This window comes from Streptomyces sp. NPDC002055 (assembly GCF_040296705.1).
Lineage (GTDB): Bacteria > Actinomycetota > Actinomycetes > Streptomycetales > Streptomycetaceae > Streptomyces.
This window is the reverse complement of the sequence record NZ_JBEOXS010000015.1, coordinates 1-16,465: the sequence shown is the minus strand read 5'-3', so window position 1 is coordinate 16,465 and position 16,465 is coordinate 1. Positions and strand designations below refer to the sequence as shown.

Annotated in this window: 16 protein-coding genes; 6 read left to right on the top strand and 10 right to left on the bottom strand. The window is 71.9% G+C overall.

Translation table 11 applies throughout. The annotated features are described in order from the left end of the window. The 5 genes from ABT112_RS11795 to ABT112_RS11775 form a co-directional block, all read right to left on the bottom strand. Window positions 1-909 (bottom strand): MaoC/PaaZ C-terminal domain-containing protein, encoded by a 909-nt coding sequence (locus ABT112_RS11795; RefSeq protein WP_351508245.1) that lies wholly within the window; start codon window positions 907-909, stop codon window positions 1-3. A 104-nt stretch (window positions 910-1,013) separates the two neighbouring features. Continuing rightward, window positions 1,014-1,967, bottom strand: coding sequence for a class I SAM-dependent methyltransferase (locus ABT112_RS11790; protein ID WP_351508243.1), 954 nt, complete (start codon window positions 1,965-1,967; stop codon window positions 1,014-1,016). Window positions 1,968-2,098: 131 nt separating this feature from the next. After that, entirely contained in the window at window positions 2,099-2,227 is a 129-nt protein-coding gene (locus ABT112_RS11785) for a hypothetical protein (protein WP_351508242.1), read from the bottom strand. A 108-nt stretch (window positions 2,228-2,335) separates the two neighbouring features. Beyond that, the gene (locus tag ABT112_RS11780; protein ID WP_351508240.1) at window positions 2,336-2,998 is read right to left on the bottom strand and encodes a helix-turn-helix transcriptional regulator; all 663 of its coding nucleotides are present in this window, start codon (window positions 2,996-2,998) and stop codon (window positions 2,336-2,338) included. Between the two features lie 84 nt (window positions 2,999-3,082). After that, window positions 3,083-5,344, bottom strand: a complete 2,262-nt coding sequence (locus tag ABT112_RS11775; protein ID WP_351508238.1) for an MMPL family transporter — start codon at window positions 5,342-5,344, stop codon at window positions 3,083-3,085. Window positions 5,345-6,041: 697 nt separating this feature from the next. On the opposite strand from ABT112_RS11775, the gene ABT112_RS11770 reads away from it, so the two are divergent. Further along, window positions 6,042-6,344, top strand: coding sequence for a hypothetical protein (locus ABT112_RS11770; protein ID WP_351508236.1), 303 nt, complete (start codon window positions 6,042-6,044; stop codon window positions 6,342-6,344). Window positions 6,345-7,136: 792 nt separating this feature from the next. Beyond that, window positions 7,137-8,537, top strand: a complete 1,401-nt coding sequence (locus ABT112_RS11765; protein ID WP_351508473.1) for a glycosyltransferase family protein — start codon at window positions 7,137-7,139, stop codon at window positions 8,535-8,537. Window positions 8,538-8,560: 23 nt separating this feature from the next. Here ABT112_RS11765 and ABT112_RS11760 read toward each other — a convergent pair whose 3' ends face one another. The 5 genes from ABT112_RS11760 to ABT112_RS11740 all read right to left on the bottom strand — a co-directional run bounded on the left by ABT112_RS11760 (window position 8,561) and on the right by ABT112_RS11740 (window position 12,529). Continuing rightward, window positions 8,561-9,496 carry a hypothetical protein gene (locus tag ABT112_RS11760; protein WP_351508234.1) on the bottom strand — a complete coding sequence of 312 codons (936 nt, stop codon included), beginning with the start codon at window positions 9,494-9,496 and terminating at the stop codon, window positions 8,561-8,563. A gap of 171 nt (window positions 9,497-9,667) precedes the next feature. After that, window positions 9,668-10,045, bottom strand: coding sequence for a peptidase inhibitor family I36 protein (locus tag ABT112_RS11755; protein WP_351508232.1), 378 nt, complete (start codon window positions 10,043-10,045; stop codon window positions 9,668-9,670). 113 nt (window positions 10,046-10,158) lie between these two features. Then, a complete protein-coding gene (locus ABT112_RS11750) occupies window positions 10,159-10,464 on the bottom strand; it encodes a response regulator transcription factor (RefSeq protein ID WP_351508230.1) in 306 nt (101 codons plus the stop codon). 140 nt (window positions 10,465-10,604) lie between these two features. Continuing rightward, on the bottom strand, window positions 10,605-11,876 hold the full coding sequence (locus tag ABT112_RS11745; protein ID WP_351508228.1) for a sensor histidine kinase: 1,272 nt from the start codon (window positions 11,874-11,876) through the stop codon (window positions 10,605-10,607). After that, on the bottom strand, window positions 11,873-12,529 hold the full coding sequence (locus ABT112_RS11740; protein ID WP_351508470.1) for a response regulator transcription factor: 657 nt from the start codon (window positions 12,527-12,529) through the stop codon (window positions 11,873-11,875). The genes ABT112_RS11745 and ABT112_RS11740 overlap by 4 nt, the downstream gene beginning before the upstream one ends. Before the next feature lie 143 nt (window positions 12,530-12,672). Between ABT112_RS11740 and ABT112_RS11735 the strand changes: the two genes are divergently transcribed. Genes ABT112_RS11735 through ABT112_RS11720 form a run of 4 tightly spaced genes read left to right on the top strand, consistent with a single transcriptional unit; the run spans window position 12,673 to window position 16,293 of the window. Then, window positions 12,673-13,209 carry a hypothetical protein gene (locus ABT112_RS11735; RefSeq protein ID WP_351508226.1) on the top strand — a complete coding sequence of 179 codons (537 nt, stop codon included), beginning with the start codon at window positions 12,673-12,675 and terminating at the stop codon, window positions 13,207-13,209. Further along, complete coding sequence (locus ABT112_RS11730; RefSeq protein WP_351508224.1) at window positions 13,206-14,417, top strand: peptidoglycan-binding protein; 1,212 nt, start codon at window positions 13,206-13,208, stop codon at window positions 14,415-14,417. The genes ABT112_RS11735 and ABT112_RS11730 overlap by 4 nt, the downstream gene beginning before the upstream one ends. Next, the gene (locus ABT112_RS11725; RefSeq protein ID WP_351508222.1) at window positions 14,414-15,097 is read left to right on the top strand and encodes an ABC transporter ATP-binding protein; all 684 of its coding nucleotides are present in this window, start codon (window positions 14,414-14,416) and stop codon (window positions 15,095-15,097) included. Before ABT112_RS11730 ends, ABT112_RS11725 begins: the two co-directional genes overlap by 4 nt. Then, entirely contained in the window at window positions 15,094-16,293 is a 1,200-nt protein-coding gene (locus ABT112_RS11720; protein ID WP_351508220.1) for an ABC transporter permease, read from the top strand. Before ABT112_RS11725 ends, ABT112_RS11720 begins: the two co-directional genes overlap by 4 nt. The last annotated feature ends 172 nt before the right edge of the window (window positions 16,294-16,465 follow it).

Genomic DNA, 16,465 nt, shown 5'->3' with positions numbered 1-16,465 from the left:
TCACGCCACCGCCCCGGAGAACCAGGTGTCCTTCAGGACGGGATTCCCGTCGACGCTCGCGGTGAGGCCGAGGACGTCCCCGCCCGGCGCGGCGCCCTCCGCGCGATAGGCCTCTTCGCGGTACCCCTCCGTGCGGTATGCCTCGTCGTGGTAAGTCTCGTCGCGGTGCACGGTGAACGCGATGGTGTCGCCCGGCCGTACCGGGCGGGCGAACCGGGTCCGGACCTCGCGCCAGCGGGTCTCGTCCCCGCCGAAGAGCCGCTCGGTCACCCCCGCGGCGGCCAGCTGCAGCGTCGCCATGCCGTGCAGCACCACGCCGGGCAGCCCGGCCCGGCGGGCCGCGTCGGCGTCGGTGTGGATGGGGTTGTCGTCCCCGCTGGCCCGCGCGTAGCGCTCCGGCAGGTCGTCCGGGACGCGGGCGTGCCAGCGCAGGAGCGGCGGCCCGCGGAGCACCGCGGCCGGGGGCGGGTCGATCCTGCCCTGCCCGGTGGCGGGCCCGATGGCGAGGGTGGTGAGCAGTTCGGCCACCGCGCCGTCGGCCGCGTCCCGGAGGGTCACCCGCAGCACGACGGCCCGCTGGAAGCCGTAGTCGCCGACGGACTCGACGACGGCGTGCGCGGTGAGCCGTTCGTCCGGGCCCGGACGGCGGTGCAGGGTGATCCGCTGTCCGGCGTGCCGCACCGCCGCCGCGTCGGCGCCGGTTCCGGCGAGCGCGGACCGCACCGCCGGAGGCAGCGCGCGGCAGAGGAAGAAGGCCGGTACGGAGGTGCCCGCGAGCGGCGCGCCGGTGCCGGCGTCGGTGGCGCCGGGCAGCAGGCGCCGGAAGCGCGCGACCTCCGACGGGTCGATCGCGAACCGGTACGCCGGGGCGACGGCGCGCGGTGCGGACAGCGGCTGACTCACGGTCACGGTCCCTTCCGTTCCGCAATCCCCACGGGCCGGAGAATTGCTTTCCTGGGAATGGAAGAAGACTATGGAATCGGTACGGCTCTCAACCACCCGGAATACCGTGGTTATTTTTCGGGGATTTCCCCGGGGTGTGCCCGGCGCGCGGTCACCAGGGCCGGCAGGAGCGCTCCGCTCACATACTCCTCACGGGCCGCGCCGAGCGTTCCGAGAAGGGTCTCCGTCTCCTCCTCGCCGTAAATCGCGGCGACATCTCCGAAGAACAGCCGCATCGCCTTGAGCCGGTCGTGCAGCAGCCGGCAGGCCCAGGCGCCGACATCGCGCACCTGGATATCGGTGAAGCCGGCCGCGGCCAACTGCGCCACCCGTTCCCCGGATTCGGTGAGAAAGAAGATCTCCGGGGGATGCCGGCGGCGGAATTCCGCGGACACCGTCCGCCCGTCCGCCACCAGGCTGGCCTCCTCGGTCATCACCAGCGCGCCGCCGGGACGCAGGGTGCGGGCGGCCTCCGCGAACACCGCCGGCACATCGGCGAAGTGCGGCAGCGACCCGGTGCACACCACGGCGTCGAGCGCCCCGTCCCGCACCGGCACCGCCCGTACGTCCGCCTGCACCGGCCGGGCCTCGGGCGCCGCCGCCCCGCCGGTCGGGCCCGCCGCCGGCCCGCCCGCGCCGGACAGCTGGATGGTGCGGAACAGGCGGACGTGGTCCCAGACGAGGTCGAAGCCCACCGCCCGGCCCACCTCGACGCCGTGTTCGCGCAGGCCACGCACCAGTTCGCGGAGCGCGCCGCCGAACCCGCAGCCGAACTCGGCGAGCGCCGGAGGCGGTTGCGTGCCGTCCGTCCGCCCCAGCCGGCGCACGAGCTCCTCGACGACGAGGGCGCAGCCCGGGGCGCCGAAGTGGCCCAGCTGGTCGAAGCCGAGCGAACGCGCCCGGGCCCCTTCACCGGCCACGTCCAGGGCGCCGGACCAGGTCCGCTCCCAGTCGTGGAGCGCGTGGAAGATGCGGTGGTGGTAGTCGCCCTGCAGATCCCGCTGATGCCGCACCGTGCCGCCCATGCGTGTGCCTTCCGTCCGGTCCGTGCCGTCCGCCGCATTCCCGCTGCCGCCGTGTCCGCATACGCGTGACGCGCGTCCGCGAACCGTCTTTCGACGGCCCACGGACGCGCGTCGGCGAGGAGCGTTCCCGCTTACTCGAACTCGACCTCGGAGATGTCGAGAGAGGAGCTGGTCGTGGTGGTGGAGCAGCCCTCGTCGACGCCGATCGCGTCGAGGCTGGAAACCTGCTCGTCCACAATCTCGAACGTGATGTCTTCCATTGTTGTCACCACTTTCATTCGGGATTTCCTGGCCTTGCGGGATCCAGATTATGAAGAGAGCGCCACCGCGGGCATCCCGGATAGCCGTAGTATCCGGGGGTCAACCCCTCAGGCCAGGCCCAGCGCCGTGGCCCGCTCCACCACTTCCAGCCGGTTCCTGGCGCTGAACTTCGAGAGCAGATGCCGCATGTGGTACTCCACGGTGTTCTCGCTGACGAACAGTGCGCCGGCGATCTCCCGGTTGCGCATCCCGCGCCGCAGCAGGTCGAGGACCTCGCGCTCACGCCGGGTCAGATGGGGCGCCGGACCGGTCGCCCGCTCGCGCAGCGCCTCGGTGAACCCCCGGTCCATGACGTTCACTCCGAGGGTGTGGGCGGCCCGGATGGCGGCGACCGCCCGGTCCGGCCCGACCGACTCGTCGAGGTAGACGCGGCAGCCGCGGCGGATCCAGCGGTCGCAGCGCCGCCAGTCCCGGCGGTGGCCCAGGATCGCCAGCCGGACGTTCTCCCGCACCGCGCCCGCCACGGAGAACAGCCGCTGGATGTCCCCGTCGTCCAGCTCCGGCCCGGCCAGGATCCAGTCGGCCCGCCGCGCGTGCACGACGGATATCAGGTCGTCGCGGTCCGGACAGCGGTGTATACACGCTCCTTCGTAATGTTCCGTGGCGTTCATCGAGAGCGCCAGCCAGGTGCCGACGAGTATCACAGAGCAGTCCCCCCGCTCGGTTTCTGCCGGGGTGCGCTTGATGTCCTTGAGGGACGAGCGAGTCACAGAGTCCTCTTCCCGGAAATTGACAAACCGACTGCACTTCCATGAATTCTCTCCGGAGTGATCCGAACAGGATTCGACGACGCGTCAGTCACTCTCGGTGATGCCGAAACGGGCGTGGAAGCGGCGCAGCGGGCGCGGTGCCCACCAGTTCGCCTTGCCCATGACGAGCATGAATGCCGGTACGAGAACCCCCCGGATCAGTACCGCATCCACCAGCACGGCCAGGAACATGCCCAGGCCGAGCAGTTTGAGCACCGAGATGTCGGAGCTGGCGAGCGCGAGCAGCACTCCGCCGATCAGCACGGCCGCGGCCGTGACGATCGGTCCGGTCCTGCCCACCCCTTCGATGACTGCGCGTGTGTTGTCCCGGTGCACCGAGTACTGCTCACGGATCCGGGACATCAGGAACACCTCGTAGTCCATCGACAGACCGAACGCGGCGCAGAACATCAGCACCGGTACGGTGACGTCGAGATAGCCCGTCGAGGTGAAATCTCCCACCAGCCACTTCAGATGTCCGTCCTGGAAAATGAAGACCATGGCGCCGAACGACGCCGTGAGGCTGAGGGTGTTGAAAAGGATCGCCTTGGCCGGTACGAGCAGGCTGCCCGTGAACAGATAGAGCAGCACGAACATGAGGATCACGATGATGCCCAGGGCGTACGGCAGCCGGTCGCCGATCACCGACTTGGTGTCCGCGAACCGCGCCGCGTCGCCCGCCACATGGACGGTGCCGGGCGCCGGCATCGCCCGGACCTTCCGGACGATCTCCTCACTGCGCGGCGAGAACGCGTTGTCGGACGGCACGATGAGCAGCCGCGTCACATCGCCCCGCACATACGCCCGGGCCGGCAGGTCGGCCCTGCCCACCCGCTTGCCGTCCGCGTAGGCGCCGAGCGGGGTGTCGAGGTACTCGACCCCGTCCAGCCGCGACACCCGGCGGAAGTAGCCGGCCTGCTCGTCCGCCGGGGCGTCCCGGAGCACGGCGTGCACCGGGTTCAGCGCCCCGGCCGCGAAGTGCCGCTCCACGCTGCGCGCCGTGCTGTGCGCCTCGGCGCTCAGCGGCAGCACCCGCTCGTCGGTCAGCCCGAACTTCGCCTGGGTGAACGGCAGGCCGAGGCCGACGAGCAGGATCACCACGGGCATCGCGATGAGCAGCGGCCGCCGCGAGACCCGCTGGGCCACCCGCGACCAGAACGGCGGCCCCGGCTCGGCGGACCGCTCCCGCCGCCGGAACCCGCGCAGCAGCGGCGTGACGTCCCCCGCGTCCAGCCACCGGCCCAGCGCCAGCAGCGCGGCGGGCAGCACCACGATCGCGGCCACCCCCACCGTCAGCACCGCCGGGATGGCGGCGTAGGCGAGCGAGCGCAGGAAGTACAGCGGGAAGATCAGCAGGGCGCTCAGACAGAGCGCCACGGTGAGCGAGGAGAAGAAGACGGTGCGCCCCGCGGTCCGGACGGTGACGATCGCCGCCGTGTGCGGATCGAGCCCCTTGCCGGTCTCCTCCCGGAAGCGCATCAGCAACAGCAGGCTGTAGTCGACCGCCAGCCCGAGCCCCAGCGCCGTCGTCAGGTTCAGCGAGAAGATCGACACCTGGGTGAACTCGGTGACCCCCTGCAGAATGGCCAGGGTGAGCGCCACCCCGACCACTCCGACGAGGAACGGCAGCAGCGCCGCGGCCACCGTGCGGAAGACCAGCAGCAGCACCAGCAGGATCAGCGGCGCCGCCACCAGCTCGGCCCGGACGAGGTCCTCGTCGCTCTGCCGCTGCAGCTCCGCGTTGGCCTCGGCCTCGCCCGTCACCCCGACCTCGAACGGCGGCTGTGCACCGCGGAGCCGGGGCACGAGCCGCGCCGTGGTGTCCTGCACCCGGTCGTCGTCCCCCGACAGCCGCACCGCCACCACCGCGGAACGCCCGTCCCGGGCCCGCATCGAGGTGTCGCCGGTGGTCCAGTAGGACTCGGCCGACGCCACTCCGGGCTGTCTGCGGACGCGTTCGGTGTACGCGGTGCCGGCGGCGGCGGTGGCCGGAGTGTCGACCCGGGTTCCGGACTCGAGCAGGAGCAGCAGATGGGGCTTGGACACCCCGAACTTCTCCTGCAGGGTGTCCTCCGCGATCCGGAGGTCCCTGGTGGAGGCCGCGTAGCCGCCGTTGGAGAGGTGGTCGACCACTCCGCCGCCGTAGACCCCCGCCAGCGCGGTGAGCAGCAGGGTCGCGACCAGCACGGCACGGCGCCGGCGCAGCACGATCGCGGCGAACCGTTCCAGCCAGGTGCCGCCGCTCTGCCGGTTCGTCGGGCCGTCGAGCAGTTCCCCGGAAGGTAGCGGCTCTGTGTGCCTTGCCATGCCAGCCCCCGTAGCTATCGGCGGAGGCGTAATCATACAGGAGCGTATGTATGATCACCACGAACGCCGGAAAACCGCATGTCACCAGCGAAGACACGTTTCTGACAGTCCGTTGAATCCGATCTTCGCCGACACCTTCCGGGCGGTACGGGGCGGTCGCGGCCGGGCGCCCGGCGCCGGGCTCCCACCCCCGGACGCGCCGTGCGCCGCGGGCGGCGCGATCCCGCCCCTCGCGTCGGCTCCGGCCAATTCCGCTCGGGACGGACACGGCAGGCGGTGCTGCGCCTCCCGCCGCCCCGTGCACGTGCACGTGCAGCCAGCACCCTGGCATCCGCGATCGGCGGTGTCACGGCGGTAACTGGTCACCCTGGAGCCTGCGGTGGCGGCCTCGTTCCGGTGCGGGGGCCGGCTCCTCTCGCCGGCCCCGGCCATTCCGCGGCGGAGTCCCGGCCGCCTGGGCGGAGGGGCGTGCGCCGGGGCCCGGACGGCATGTCCGGGGCGGGGGTCGGGGCCCGGGCGGCTCCGGGGGCGGGGCGAACCGTTCCGGATCCGGCCGCCTCCACGGCGCTCCGCACCCCCGGTCGCACCCCAGTCTCCCCCCCTGCCGCACCCGCTCCGGCCAGGCCCTTTGTCAGTGGTCGCCCGTAAAATGGAGGCAGTTCGTGAGGGGTCCGATCAGCACGCCAGGAGGTCGCCGATGGCCACAACCGCAGTCACGAAGAAGCCGACCACGAAGCACCGGACGAAGCCGACGCCCCAACCGCCCGCGCCGCTGCGGAAGAAGCCGCTGCCCGCGGGCCGGCCCCGTGAGTGGTACGAGTCCCACAACCGCAAGCTGAAGGCCATGCGCCTGGTCATCGCCCTGCTCGACACGGGCGTCTACCGGACCGAGCAGGCCCGCAACCGCCGGATACGCAGCACGGCCGCCCGCATCGGCATCCACCGGCCGTCCAACACGACCTGCCGGATGGTCCGTTCACTGATCGCGGACGGGAGCTGACCACGGAGAGGGGGAGCGGTGGCGGAGGCGGTGGCCGGAGTCCGGGGGCGCCGATCTCGGTGAAGTGCGAAGCCGGCCGGCGGGAGGAACTGCTCTGCAGCCACGGCGCCATGTGATCCGCGACAACCGATGAAGCACCTGGACCGGCGGCCTGTCCCCTTTGCCGGGCGGGCCGCCGGTCTCCTGGGCCACGGGCGCGATGTGTGCGTTGCGCGCGGCGGCGAAATGGTCCGGGGGCCCGCTGCGGCGAGGCGGGCTTACGGCCAACAGAACTCACCGTGTTGACGCCGTTGTGCAGCCTTTTCGCCTTGACGGAATGCAGCGCATCATTGAGCTCGGGAAAGCCCACCGCCTGAGTGGCAATTGCGCTGCAGGCGTCGTCCGTGAGGCAAGGCGACCGTGGGAGGCGGCGCGAAGGGCCGGGTCGCGCACCTCGGATCTGTATTCAGCAGGGCCGTGAGCGGAGTTGCTCATATAGGCACTCTCTCAGCCCCCGCGCCGTCCTGGCCAGCAAATAGGGGCGCGACAAGCGGACGCAGAGTGGGCATCCATGGACAGTGGAGGTTTTCAACGGGGCCGTATAGGGGTGCGCTACGGCGCGTACGATTCGTAGCCGGCGAGTGATTTCAAGCGTCTCTGACGCCCCCTGTTCAACAGCCTATCCGGAAGCCCTTATTCATGACCACCGATCGTGAGTTACGTGTGCCGCCCCGCCACTTGGGGAGCGGAACATCGTTCACCACTTTTCCCGCCCACCTGCCACGTCGTGATTTCCTTGTCTGGGTCATTCCCATGCTGTGGACTTTCGCTCTGGGCCTGTGGGGGCTCTCGCGGCAGGGCAGTGTGTGGCGAGACGAGGCCGCAACCTGGCAGGTAGCCCAACGCTCCACGGCGGAGATCTGGCACATGCTGGGCAACGTTGACGTCGTGCACGGGTGCTACTACCTGCTGATGCACGCACTGTTTGAATGTTTCGGGCCCTGCACCCCGACCCTCCGCCTGCCTTCGGTGCTGGCCATGGGAGTGGCGGCGGCCTGTGTGGCCGTCATGGGCCACCGGCTGGGCGGCATGTGGGTGGGCTCAGCGGGAGGGATGGCGTTCGGTCTGCTTCCTGCTGTGCAGTTCTACCTCCAGGAGGGGCGGCCGTACGCACTGGTCGCAGCCGGGGCCGGTATGTCCACGCTGCTCCTCGTGACCGTGCTCCAGCAGCCTGTCCGGCGGCTGCACTGGGCCGCCTATGGCGGCACCGTCATGATGATCGGGCTTCTGAACTGGCTCTCGCTCCTGATCCTTCCGGCGCACTTGGCAACTCTGTTCTGGGCACGAGCCAGGCGCCGAGTCTGGGCAGGCTGGACGGCAGCCTCCGCGGCTGCCACGGCTGGTGTGCTGCCTTTGGTCCTCTTCAGCCGAGGCCAGGCCGCACAGGTGTCGTGGATCCCGCCGCTGACCTGGCACATGATGATCGGTCCCGTGGTCCTGCTGGCGATCGGTGGCGTCGGAGCCCTAGTGGATCGGCCCCAAGTGGGCCGACTGTCGACAGCAACTGTCGGATTACCGTTGCTGGTTGTGCCGCAGTTCGCCCTGATCGGGCTTTCCCTGTTCCAGCCGTTGTTCCTGGACCGGTACATCCTCTTCAGTCTGCTGGGTCTGGCGCTGATGATCGGTTCAGCGGTCGGCTCGGGGATACGGGCAGTCAGGCCCCGACATCCGAAGGCGGCGAAGTGGATCCTCCCCGCAGTGGTCACCCTGGCGATGGCGGCACTGCTGCCGCAGTCACTGGCCAAGCGGTCCCCCATGAGCAGGGTGGACGACGTCGTGTCTGTGGCGTCGGAGGTGCGACGCATGAAGGAGAGCGGGAACGCGGTGCTCTTCGTCCCTTCGGCACGTCGGGACACCAGATCCGTCTCGCCGGAGGCCTTCACCGGTCTGCGGGACATAGCTCTGATGGAGAGCCCGGAGAAGTCCGGGACGCTCAAGGGCGTGGAGGCAGACCCGGAGCGCATACGTGCCGCGATGCTCACCCAACGACGCATCCTGCTGGTGACGGATGCGAGTCGGGTGGCGAAGCCGGTGAGCGCCGAGCGGGACAGGGCGAAGATCTCCGTGCTCAGGAAGCACTTCAGACGCGTTGCCGATCAGCAGGTTCGGGGTCGCAGGGTGACGGTGTATGAGCGGCTTGTGCAAGCTCGCTGATCGTCGCCTTCGGCTCACTCTGCCTACCGCGGCCCCGCGCGGGACACTCCGGTGGTGACGGCGCGGGCCATGCGCAGCCGTTCCCCGTTCGCCCGCCGGACGATCTGCAGTGCGCCGGAGTTCTTCCGGATGAGCTCCCGCTGATACGCGGATTCGACGGCGAACCAGATACCGATCAGATTCGTGCGTTTCTTGCACCGGATATCGGCCGTGGCGGTGGCGACCGCTTCGGTATTGCCGTCCCCGCGCAACTGGGGATCCGCCAGCGGGGCCAACGGGTCCGGGTAGTCGTAGCCGCGCTCGGTCATGCACTCCGACCATGCCCGGGACGCCTTTTTCACCCGGGAATCCAGCCGTGACCGGTTGAAGGATTCCATGGACAGTCTCTGCGGCAGATCGAGGGCCGACGAGGCGCCGGCGGAGGAGGGCGCGGTGAACTCCCGCTCGGCCCGCCCCGCACAGCCTCCCTCGGGAACACTCTTTCCCCTGACGGTCGAGCGTCCCTTGCCGAAGAGCACTGTCTCCGCGGCGGGTCCGACCTTCGGGCGGGCAGGAGGGGGTTGCCGGCTCGGGTCCCGGTCGCCGAGGCCGTAGCCGTTCTCGGCCGCGAGTTTCGCCTCGGAGATTCCGTACCGCCGTTCCGTCAGGCTGCGCGGGCCGTATTCCCGCTCCGGCGGCTGGACGGTGTAATCGAATCCGAACCGCTCCATGCAGCGGTCGATCAGTACGACACGGGCCCGGTCCGTTTCGCGCAGCTCCTCTCGGCTGGGGAGATAACTCTCCAGCGGCATCCGCAGCTTCGTACTGGCGAGGACCGAGGGAATGCCGGTGACCTCGGGCTCCCGCCGGTCCGGGCCGGCCGTGCCGGAGGAGCAGCCGGCGGACACCAGGAGCGCGCAGCACAGTGTGAGGAGAGTCGCGGCGCGCTGTGCGGGGAGTCGGCGGCCGGGCATGGGCATGGTGGGCTCCCTGCGGAATGCGGATAGAGTGCGGGCACCGGTGCTCCGCCCAGCTCCAATGGGCGGAGCACCGGCCCCTTTGTGCCTCAGGTCGTGCCTCCGGCGAGTCGGATCAGGCGAGCCCGATCGGACCTGGTCGGGCCGGGCGTCGTCGGATCGGACCTCGTCGGATCAGGCGTAGTACGCCGACGTCACCGTGTTCTTGAAGGTGGCGCTGAAGTTGGCGTACTGGCCCGCATTGATGTAGCCGCAGCCGCCGCCGTAGTTGGCGTTCAGGCACACGTACCAGGTGAACGAGTCGCGGTTCCAGAAGGACTCGGTGTTGTTGTTGGCGGAGATGCTGGTGCCCGGGAACACGTCGTTGCTGAAGTCGGCGTCCGAGACGTAGAGGTCGAAGATGGGTGAGCGGTAGTCCGTGAGGTAGTACAGCCCGAGTTCACCGACCTCCACCACGCCGTTCTTCCCGGCGGCGTCCGCCGTGCCGGCCGTGGCGATGCCCAGACCGCCCAGAGCGGCCAGTGCCGCCGCGGTGGCGAGAGCGCGGTGCATTCTTCGTCTGATATTACCGTGCATGCTTCCCCCAGAATCTGGTGGCCGATGCGATGGAAATCCGGCCCCTTCGGCCGGACATGGCAATGGCAGCAGATACCGGGAGGTGTCATCTATTGGCCCTTGGGACAGTTCTGGGCGTGATAGGCGCAGGCGATCAGGCAGGCCTGTAAACGCGACTTGACCGCCAACTTGCTCAGAATGCTGGAAACATGGGCCTTTGCTGTTCGCTCGGTGATGCACAGCGCGCGGGAGATGTCCCGGTTCGACGGGCCCCCGGACAGCAGCAGGAGAACGTCCCGCTCGCGGTGGCTGAGCAGGCCGACCCGCTCCAGTACGGCCGTTGCGCCGCCCTCCGCCCCGTGCTCCGGGGGGAGCAGGCACAGTGCACAGATCCGGCACTCGTTGCGCGAGTCCATGGTTGCCTCATTTGCGATCCGTCGATCCATCCGAGATGTGCCAGGTCCGTTCACCGCCCCCAGTGACTCCGGGGCAGACATAGCGCGCGGAAGACGTATACCCCTACATACGCGGCGCGTATCGGCGCGTCAGGGCACACTCAGTGCGCGGGGAGCGTGACCGTCACCTCCAGTCCGCCCCCCTGGCGCGGTGTCGCAACGGCGGTGCCCCCGTGCGCCCGGGCGACCGAGCGGACGATCGAGAGCCCGAGCCCCGTTCCCCGCGCCGAGCCGACCCGGTCGTCGAGGCGGCGGAACGGCTCGAAGAGCGCGGGGACTTCGTGCGCCGCCACGACGGGACCGCTGTTGGCGAGGGTCAGCCGGACGGATCCGCCGGCGCGGCGGCAGGTGCCGCGCACCCACCCGTCGGCGGTGTTGTACCGGATCGCGTTCTGCAGAAGGTTCTGCACCAGGCGCTCCAGCAGCACCGGATCCCCCGTCAGGGGCGCCGGTGTTACGTCCCACGACAGGCGCACCCCGGCGTGCGCCGCCTCGGGCCCGGCGGCGTCCACCGCGTGCCGCACCAGGTCGGCCAGGTCCAGCGGCACCGGGTCGGCCACCGTGTGCTCGGACCGGGCCAGCATGAGGAGTCCTTCGATCAGCCGCTCGTGCCGGGCGTTCACCTCGATCAGCGTCTCCCCGAGGTGCCGGAGCTGCGGCGGCGCGTCGGGCCGGGCCATCGCCACGTCCAGCAGCGTCCGGTTGATGGCCAGCGGCGTCTTCAGCTCGTGGGAGGCGTTGGCCACGAACCGCCGCTGCCCCTCGAACGCCGCGCTCAGCCGGCCCAGCATGTCGTCGAAGGTGTCCGCCAGTTCGCGCAGTTCGTCGCGCGGCCCGGTCAGCGCGATCCGCTCGTGCAGACTGCGGTCCGCCACCCGGCGCGCGGTGGCCGCGATCCGGCTGATCGGCCGCAGAGCCCGCCCGGAGACCAGCCAGCCGATCCACAGGCCCCCCAGGGCGAAGATCCCCAGCGTCAGGGCCCCGCGGCCGATCAGCGGGTCGAGCGTGCGCCGGCGGAACTCCTGCCGGAGCTCCTCGCTCGCGGCGCTGAGCCGCTTCTTGACCGCCATGGCCTCGCGTTCGTCCCGGCCCGCGGGCGGGGGTGCCGGTGCCCCGGCCGACGCCCGGGGGCCGGGCCAGGCCGGTGCGGACGGTGCCCGGGGGCCGGGCGAGGCCGGTGCGGAGGGCGCGGGCCCGGCCTCGGCGCCGGTCGCGCTCGCGGGCATCCCCGTCGGCGGAGTGATCGGCTGGGTGGCGATGATCCGGTCGAGCATCACATAGGTCACGGTCAGCAGCGCGAGCCCGGCCAGCAGGACCAGCCCGCCGTAGAGCAGGGTCAGCCGGACGCGGATGGTCCAGGTGTTCGGCCTCATGGGATCCGGTACCCGAACCCCGCGACCGTGCGCACCACTTGCGGCGGCCCGAGCTTGCGGCGCAGGGTCATGACCGTGACGCGGACGACGTTGGTGAACGGGTCGATGTTCTCGTCCCAGGCCCGCTCCAGCAGCTGCTCCGTGCTCACCGCACTGCCCTCGCCCCGCAGCAGTTCCTCCAGCACGGCGAACTCCTTGCGGGACAGCGGGACGTACCGGCCGTCGCGGAAGACCTCCCGGCGGCCGGGGTCGAGCGAGATGCCCGCCCGGATCAGCACCGGGGGAGTGGCCGGGCGGGCCCGCCGCCCCAGCGCCCGGACCCGGGCGACCAGCTCGCCGAAGGCGAACGGCTTGGGCAGGTAGTCGTCGGCGCCGAGCGAGAGCCCGGCGATGCGGTCGCCGACGTCACCGGCCACGGTCAGCATCAGGATGCGCGTGCCGTACCCCTCGGCCACCACGGCGCGGCACACCTCGTCGCCGTGCACCCGCGGCAGATCCCGGTCGAGCACGAGGACGTCGTACTCGTTGACCCCCAGCCGGTCCAGCGCCGCCGCCCCGTCGTACGCGACGTCCACCGCCAGGGACTCCTGCCGTAACCCCTCGGCGATCGCGTCCGCCAGGAGTTCCTCGTCCTCCACCACGAGCACCCGCACCACCGGCCACCCCTCGAGTCGATTCCCGGATGGTGTGCCATCGCCCATAAGGCAGGCATAAGCACTCATCCTGACAGCGAACTTACAAACCGTTCGCTCTCATCGGCTACGGCACGGACCGGCCAAAGGGAAGGAATCCGACCATGGCTGGACAACGAACGGTACGACTCGCGGCAGCGTCCCTGCTCGCCGTCGTCCTGGGACTGACCGGGTGCGGCAACGACCACGGCCCCGGAGTGGCCACGGCCGACGGCTCGCCGACCGCCCGCGGTTCGGCGGACCCGGACGACGGGAAACGCGCCCGTGAGTACGCCGCCTGCATGCGCCGGCACGGCGTGGTGCTGGAGGAGACCTCCGAGGGACTGCCGCAGGTGGACAAGGACGGCACCCCGGTCCGGAAGATCACCGAGGCGGCCGAGAAGTGCCGCGACCTGCAGCCCGGCGGCACCGCCCCGGAGAAGGCGGCGCCCGAGGACATCGAGAAGCGCGGCCGGTACGCCGCGTGCATGCGGCGGCACGGGGTTCCGCAGTACCCCGACCCCGATCCGCGCACCGGTGAGCCGGAGATGGACGCGGAGCTGGCCGAACGGATCAAGAAGGACCCCCAGACCCCCGAGGCGCTGCAGACCTGCCGTGAACTCCTGCCCGGCGCCGGCGGATCGGCGGTGAACGGCGGATGAGGAAGACAACCCGCCGGACGCGGACCGTGGCGGCCGCCGCCGCCGTGACGGCCGTGGCCGCGGTCGTCGCCGTGGGCATCGCGGGCACCGGCGGCGGAGCCGAGCCGCCGCGCCGCGACGGCCCCGCGGCCACCACGCGTATCACCCGGCAGACGCTGACCGACGCGACCACCGTGGACGGCGAACTCGGATACGGCGCCACCACGCCGGTCGCCTCCCGGGCCGGTGGCACGGTGACCTGGCTGCCCGCTGTCGGGAGCACCGTCACCCGGGGCGCACCGCTGCTGCGGGCGGACGACCGGCCGGTGCCGCTGCTCTACGGCGCCCTGCCGATGTACCGCGAGCTCCGGACGGGCTCCCGCGGCCGGGACGTGCTCCAGTTCGAACGCAATCTGGCGGCGCTCGGCTACGTCGGCTTCGACGCCGACGAGCGGTACACCGCCTACACGGCCGCCGCGGTCAAACGCTGGCAGGCGCGCCTCGGGCTGCGCAGAACCGGATCGGTCGCCGTCGGGCAGGTGGTGTACGCGCCGGGTCCGGTGCGGATCGCCGGGCACACGGCCCGCGTCGGCGGCTCCGCGGACGCGGAGGTCCTGTCCCGCACCGGCACCGAGCGGGTGGTCACGGCCGAGGTGCGGGTGCTCGACGCCGGCTGGGCGGTCCGGGGGGCGAAGGTGCGGGTGGAGCTGGAGAACGGACGGACCGTCCGGGGCACCGTCACGGGCACGGGCACCGACGAGGGCTCCGGTGAGGGCACGCAGGACGGCGGGGACGGCAACGCGTCGGGGGGCTCGGGCGGTTCGGGAGGCGGCGGCTCCGGCTCCTCCGGAACCGGCGGCGGTTCGGGAGGCGGCGGTTCGGGAGGCGCCGGCGGGGGCGGCTCCGGCGGCTCAGGAACCGGCGGTGACGCCACCGTCCGCATCACCGTGTCCGTCGCCGCCCAGCAGGCGCTCCGCGGCCCGGAACACGCCCCGGTCGGCATCCGCTTCACCGCCGACCGGCGCACCGGAGCCCTCACCGTGCCGGTGGCCGCGCTGCTCGCCCTCGCGGAGGGCGGCTACGGCCTGGAGCTCGTCGAACCCGGGCGGAACGGCGCACCACCGCGCACCCGGATCGCGCCGGTGCGCACCGGCCTGTTCGCCGAGGGCCGCGTCGAGGTGCGCGGCGAGGGGATCAGGGCCGGCCGGACGGTGGGGATGCCCCGATGAACGTCGTCGAGCTGCACCGGGTCTCCAAGGTCCACCCCGGCGGTGTGGAAGCGCTGCGCGGGGTCGATCTGACCGTGGCCCACGGCGAGTTGGTCGGCATCGTCGGTCCGTCCGGTTCCGGGAAGTCCACGATGCTGCACATCATCGGCACCCTGGACCGGCCCTCCTCCGGCCGGGTACTGGTCGACGGGCACGACGTCGCCCGGCTGTCCGACCGCCGGGTCTCGGCGCTGCGGGCCCGCCGGATCGGCTTCGTCTTCCAGCAGTTCCATCTGTCCGCCGGGACCTCGGCCCTGGACGCCGTGGCCGGCGGGCTGCTCTACGCGGGTGTGCCGCTGCGCGAGCGGCGCCGGGCGGCCGCCGAGGCCCTGGAGCGGGTGGGCCTGGGGCACCGGCTCGGCCACCGCCCGCACCAGCTCTCCGGCGGTGAGCAGCAGCGGGTGGCGATGGCCCGCGCGGTCGTCGGCGACCCGGTCCTGCTGCTCGCCGACGAGCCGACCGGCAACCTGGACTCGGCCTCCGGAGCCGCCGTGCTGGCGGTCCTCCGGGAGCTGCACGCGGCCGGCACCACCGTCCTGGTGATCACCCATGACCGGGACGTCGCCGCCGGACTGCCCCGCCGGGTGCACATGCGCGACGGCCGCCCGGCCTCCGAAGCGGCAGCGGGCGGGGCGTCGTGACCGGGACCGGGGAGCTGGTCCAGGCGCGGCTGAGCGCCGCCGACGTGGTCCGGGTCGGCACGGCGGGCTTGCGCACCCGCCCGCTGCGGGTCGTGCTCTCCGCGCTCGGCGTGGCCATCGGCATCGCGGCGATGCTCTCGGTGGTCGGCATCTCCGCCTCCAGCCGGGCCGGTCTGGACCGGGCCCTGGACCGGCTCGGCACCAATCTGCTCACCGTCGCCCCCGGCAGCACGATGTACGGCGGCTCGGCCGAACTCCCCGAGCGGGCCGTGGCGATGGTCCGCCGGATCGGGCCGGTGCGGTCGGTGTCGGCGGTCGGCCGGGTCGAGGCGCACGTCTACCGCAACGACCGCATCCCCGTCGGGCAGACCAACAGCATCGAGGTGCTGGCGGCCCGCACCGACCTGCCGCGCGCCCTCGCCGGCCGCGTCCGCTCCGGCGCCTGGCTGAACGACGCCACCTCCCGCTACCCGGGCGTCGTCCTCGGCGCCACGGCGGCCCGGCGCCTGGACGTGCGCACCCCCGGACTCCGGGTCTGGCTGGGGGAGGAGTGGTTCAGCGTGACCGGCATCCTGGCCCCGATGCCGCTGGCCGGAGAGCTGGACGGCGCCGCCCTCGTCGGCTGGCGCACCGCGGAACGCTACCTCGGCTTCGACGGCCACCCCTCCTGCCTGTACGTCAGATCCGCCGAACCGGCCGTGGAGACGGTGCGCTCGGTACTCGCGGCCACCGCGAACCCGGAGGCACCCACCGAGGTCCGGGTCTCCCGGCCCTCGGACGCGCTGGCCGCCCGCCGGGCCACCGACGAGACGCTGAGCGCCCTGCTGCTGGGCCTGGGCGCGGTGGCGCTCCTCGTCGGGGGCATCGGGGTGGCCAACACCATGGTCGTCTCGGTCCTGGAACGGCGCCCGGAGATCGGGCTGCGCCGGTCGCTCGGGGCGTCCCGCGGGCAGATCCGGCTGCAGTTCCTGGCCGAGTCGCTGCTCCTGACGGCCCTCGGCGGGGCGGGCGGGGTGCTGCTGGGCACGGCGGTGACCGCCGCGTACGCCACGGCGCAGGGCTGGTCGGTGGTGGTCCCCTGGTGGGCGGTGTCCGGCGGACTGGCGCTGACGCTGCTCATCGGCGCCGTCGCCGGTCTCTACCCGGCGGTCCGGGCGTCCCGCATGCCGCCGACGGAGGCACTGGCCGCGCGGTGAGGGCCGTCCTCGGCGGGGCCCGACCGGCGCCGGGCACTCGCTCGGCGCCGGACCGGACGAGCCGCCGGCCCGGGGCAGTGGATCGGACGAGCCGCCGGCCAGTGCCTCCGTCGGCGGCATGCGGGACGCCCGGACCGCCGGGTAGAGACCGGCGACGGCGCCGATGAGCAGC

Bases quoted from the DNA above. Each gene is read 5' to 3' on its own strand.
- ABT112_RS11745 (WP_351508228.1), bottom strand. From the start codon at position 11,876: ATGAGGCCGAACACCTGGACCATCCGCGTCCGGCTGACCCTGCTCTAC.
- ABT112_RS11790 (WP_351508243.1), bottom strand. From the start codon at position 1,967: ATGGGCGGCACGGTGCGGCATCAGCGGGATCTGCAGGGCGACTACCAC.
- ABT112_RS11765 (WP_351508473.1), top strand. From the start codon at position 7,137: ATGCTGTGGACTTTCGCTCTGGGCCTGTGGGGGCTCTCGCGGCAGGGC.
- ABT112_RS11775 (WP_351508238.1), bottom strand. From the start codon at position 5,344: ATGGCAAGGCACACAGAGCCGCTACCTTCCGGGGAACTGCTCGACGGC.
- ABT112_RS11735 (WP_351508226.1), top strand. From the start codon at position 12,673: ATGGCTGGACAACGAACGGTACGACTCGCGGCAGCGTCCCTGCTCGCC.
- ABT112_RS11760 (WP_351508234.1), bottom strand. From the start codon at position 9,496: ATGCCCATGCCCGGCCGCCGACTCCCCGCACAGCGCGCCGCGACTCTC.
- ABT112_RS11750 (WP_351508230.1), bottom strand. From the start codon at position 10,464: ATGGACTCGCGCAACGAGTGCCGGATCTGTGCACTGTGCCTGCTCCCC.
- ABT112_RS11725 (WP_351508222.1), top strand. From the start codon at position 14,414: ATGAACGTCGTCGAGCTGCACCGGGTCTCCAAGGTCCACCCCGGCGGT.
- ABT112_RS11730 (WP_351508224.1), top strand. From the start codon at position 13,206: ATGAGGAAGACAACCCGCCGGACGCGGACCGTGGCGGCCGCCGCCGCC.
- ABT112_RS11770 (WP_351508236.1), top strand. From the start codon at position 6,042: ATGGCCACAACCGCAGTCACGAAGAAGCCGACCACGAAGCACCGGACG.
- ABT112_RS11785 (WP_351508242.1), bottom strand. From the start codon at position 2,227: ATGGAAGACATCACGTTCGAGATTGTGGACGAGCAGGTTTCCAGCCTC.
- ABT112_RS11755 (WP_351508232.1), bottom strand. From the start codon at position 10,045: ATGCACCGCGCTCTCGCCACCGCGGCGGCACTGGCCGCTCTGGGCGGT.